General features: G+C 73.3%; 3 protein-coding genes. 1 reads left to right on the top strand and 2 read right to left on the bottom strand.

Annotation, left to right across the window (positions count from 1 at the left end; genetic code table 11):
* Positions 1-138: 138 nt before the first annotated feature.
* Both hemQ and hemG read right to left on the bottom strand, forming a co-directional pair.
* Positions 139-870 (bottom strand): hydrogen peroxide-dependent heme synthase, encoded by a 732-nt coding sequence (gene hemQ, locus GUY61_RS36390; RefSeq protein ID WP_166634575.1) that lies wholly within the window; start codon positions 868-870, stop codon positions 139-141.
* Between the two features lie 10 nt (positions 871-880).
* The gene (hemG, locus tag GUY61_RS36385; RefSeq protein WP_166634574.1) at positions 881-2,329 is read right to left on the bottom strand and encodes a protoporphyrinogen oxidase; all 1,449 of its coding nucleotides are present in this window, start codon (positions 2,327-2,329) and stop codon (positions 881-883) included.
* Between the two features lie 128 nt (positions 2,330-2,457).
* On the opposite strand from hemG, the gene GUY61_RS36380 reads away from it, so the two are divergent.
* The coding region (locus tag GUY61_RS36380; RefSeq protein ID WP_166634573.1) for a DUF4349 domain-containing protein at positions 2,458-3,371 on the top strand (914 nt) is incomplete at its 3' end.

The raw sequence follows: 3,371 nt of genomic DNA, 5'->3' as shown, positions 1-3,371 counted from the left end.
CGGCGCGGGTTCGATGTCGGAGGAAATGCCACCGGGCGAGGGGAAGTTACGGATGCGGGGTGCGTTCGTAGACCGCAGTCATGAGGAGGTCGCGATAGTGCTCCATGAGTACGCGCGCGGGCCTTCCCGCCCGGAGGACTACGCCAGCCCGGACACCAGCTCCGCCACCGAGCGGCGCCTGCCGGTGAAGAACGGAACCTCCTCGCGCACGTGCATCCGGGCCTCGGAGCCGCGCAGGTGGCGCATGAGGTCGACGATGCGGTGGAGTTCGTCGGCCTCGAAGGCGAGCATCCACTCGTAGTCGCCGAGCGCGAAGGAGGCGACGGTGTTGGCGCGCACGTCGGGGAATCCGCGGGCCATCTTGCCGTGGTCGGCGAGCATGCGGCGGCGGTCCTCGTCGGGCAGCAGGTACCAGTCGTACGAGCGCACGAACGGGTAGACGCAGATGTAGTCGCGCGGCGTCTCGTCGGCGAGGAACGCCGGGATGTGCGAGCGGTTGAACTCGGCGGGGCGGTGCAGCGCCATGTTCGACCACACCGGCTCCAGGGCGCGGCCCAGCTTCGTCCGGCGGAAGAGGTTGTACGCCTCCTGGAGCTGGTCGCTGGTCTCGGCGTGCCACCAGATCATCAGGTCGGCGTCGGCACGCAGCCCGGACACGTCGTACGTGCCGCGCACGGTGACGTCCTTCGCGGCGAGCTGGTCGAAGAGTTCCTGCACCTCGTCCGCGTAACCGCCGCGGTCCTCGGGGAGCACGTCTCGGAGCTTGAAGACGGACCACAGTGTGTAGCGGATGACCTCGTTGAGGTCCTTCGCCTTCTTGCCGGCATTGGGGGTCTTCTGGGGCTTGACGGAATCGGGTGCAGCAGTCATGGACCTATTCTCACTCTGCGCCGTTGGCGGTCTTCGTCAGGGTCTTCGTGATCTCGTCGGCGGCCCGGACGCCGCTCGCGACGCAGGCGGGAATGCCCACCCCGTCGTACGCCGCCCCGCAGACCCGCAGGCCCGGCAGCTTGCCGAGGTGTTCGCGGACCCTGGCCACCCGGCCGAGGTGGCCGACGGGGTACTGGGGCAGTCCGCCGTACCAGCGGTCGACGCGGGAGGCGACGGGCGCGGCGGCGAGGCCGGTGGCCTCCGCGAGGTCGCGCCGGGACAGCTCCACCAGCTCGCCGTCCTCGCGGTCGAGCACCTCGGCCTCGCCCTGACGGCCGAGGGATGTGCGCAGCAGGAACAGCTCCTCATCGCCGGCCCAGCGCCACTTCGCGCTGGAGAACGTCGACGCCTTGATGGCGTGTCCTTCGACCGGGGGCACCAGGAAGCCGCTGCCCTCGGGCAGCGCCGCGACGGCGTCCGCGCGCCGGAAGGCCATGGTGACCAGGGCCATCGAGGCGTACTCGACGGCGGCGAGCTCGGCGGCGGCGGCCGGTGACTCGGCGGACAGCAGGGTCGCGGCGGCGGGTGCGGGCACGGCCAGGACGACGGCGTCCGCGGTCAGCGCGCGGGGCCCCGCCGTGTCCTCGCGGACGACGACCTCCCACTGGGCGGTCCCGTCGGGGCCCGTCCTGCGGGTCAGCCGGAGGACGGGCGTACGGGTCAGGACGGTGCCGCCGGCCGCGCGCACCGCCTCGGCGACGGCGACCGGGAGCCGGCCGATGCCGCCCTCGATGCCCATGAAGACCGGCCCGGTGAGCCGCTGTGCCGCGGTCCGCTCCTGGACGGCGCGGACGCTCTCGGCGAGGGAGCCGTGCTCGCGTACGGCTTCGAAGAGCTGGGGAACGGCGGCGCGCATGGAGATGCGGTACGCGTCCCCGGCGTAGACGCCGCCGAGCAGCGGCTCCACCAGCCGGTCGACGACCTCGCGGCCGAAGTGCTCCGCGACGTACTCGCCGATGGCGACGTCGTCGCCCTCGAACGGGCCCTGCGGCTTCTCCGCGGCGATGGCGCGCAGCCCCTCGTCGGAGAGCACCCCGGAGGCGGCCAGCGCGGCCGGGTCGCCCGGCACGCCCATCACATGGCCGGCGGGCATGGGCCGCAGCGCGCCGCGCGACCAGACGGACGCCTTCGTCGTGGCGGGCGGCTGGAGCGCGTCGCCGAGTCCGGCCGCGCGGGCCAGGTCCACGGCCTCGGGGCGGCGGGCCAGCACCGACTCGGCGCCGAGGTCGACGCTCCGGCCCTCGATCTCGCCCGCGTGCAGTTTGCCGCCGAGACGGCGCCCCGCCTCCAGGACGGTCACCCGGGCTCCCGCGCCGAGCAGCCGGTGGGCTGCGGCGAGTCCCGTGATGCCGCCCCCGATGACGATGACATGGCCCTTGCCGGGGTCCCTCTCGTTCATACCTCCACTGTCTCAGACGTCATTCCGAGCTCCGACCGTGACCTCTTCGGAACCGGCCACCGGCAACCGGCACCCGGGCCGGCACGTCGAACCGGCGACACGTCCACCACCACGGGGGGTCTTCCCACATGCGAGTACAGACGAGAAGCGCACGACGGCGGCCGGCGGCCGCCCTGGCCGCCGTGTTCCTCACGGCAGCCCTGGCTCTCACCGGCTGCTCGGGGGCGAACGACAGCAGCGACGCCTCGCAAGCGGCGGACAAGGGGGCCGCCGCCCCCGGCGCGCAGGACGCGGCGGGCGGCGAGGGGGCGAGGGAGGGCGCGGCCCAGGACCGGGCGTCGGCGAAGCTGCCCGCCGTGCACATCATCCGCACCGCGCGGCTGACCCTGCGGGTCGAGGACGTGCCGAAGGCGGTCGAGACGGCGCGCGACACGGTCGAGGGCGCGGGCGGCGTGGTCGGCAGCGAGACGACGGACCGGGACGCGGACGGTCACGAACGCTCCCGGATCGTGCTGCGGGTGCCGCAGGAGGAGTACGGGAACGTGCTCGCGAGCCTGGAGGGCGCCGGAAAGCTCGTCGAGCGCAAGGTGAACGCGGAGGACGTCACCGACCAGGTGGTGGACGTCGAGGCCCGCCTCAAGACGCAGCGGGCGAGCATCGAGCGGGTGCGGGAGCTGATGGACCGGGCCACGAAGCTCAGCGACGTGGTCACCCTCGAAGGGGAGTTGAGCGCCCGTCAGGCCGAACTCGAGGCGCTGGAGGCGAAGCAGGCCTCGCTGAAGGACCGTACGACGCTGGCGACGATCACACTGGTGCTGGCGGAGACCGAGGTGAAGCCGGAGGAGGACGACGACCCGACCTTCTTCGAGGCGGTCGCAGGCGGCTGGGACGCCTTCCTGACGACGCTGCGCTGGATCGCGGTCGTGCTGGGCGCGGTGCTGCCCTTCGCGGCGGCGGTGGCCCTGCTGTTCGCCGGGTGGCGCCTGCTGGTCCGCCCCCGCCTGCCGCGCAGGCCGCGCGTCCCGCGCCCCGCCGGTGCTTC

Source organism: Streptomyces sp. GC420 (genome assembly GCF_009916105.1).
Lineage (GTDB): Bacteria > Actinomycetota > Actinomycetes > Streptomycetales > Streptomycetaceae > Streptomyces.
This window is presented reverse-complemented; position numbering and strand designations above follow the sequence as displayed.

What these genes read in the sequence shown, in the direction of transcription:
- hemG (WP_166634574.1), bottom strand. Translation starts at nt 2,329, where the DNA reads ATGAACGAGAGGGACCCCGGCAAGGGCCATGTCATCGTCATCGGGGGC.
- hemQ (WP_166634575.1), bottom strand. Translation starts at nt 870, where the DNA reads ATGACTGCTGCACCCGATTCCGTCAAGCCCCAGAAGACCCCCAATGCC.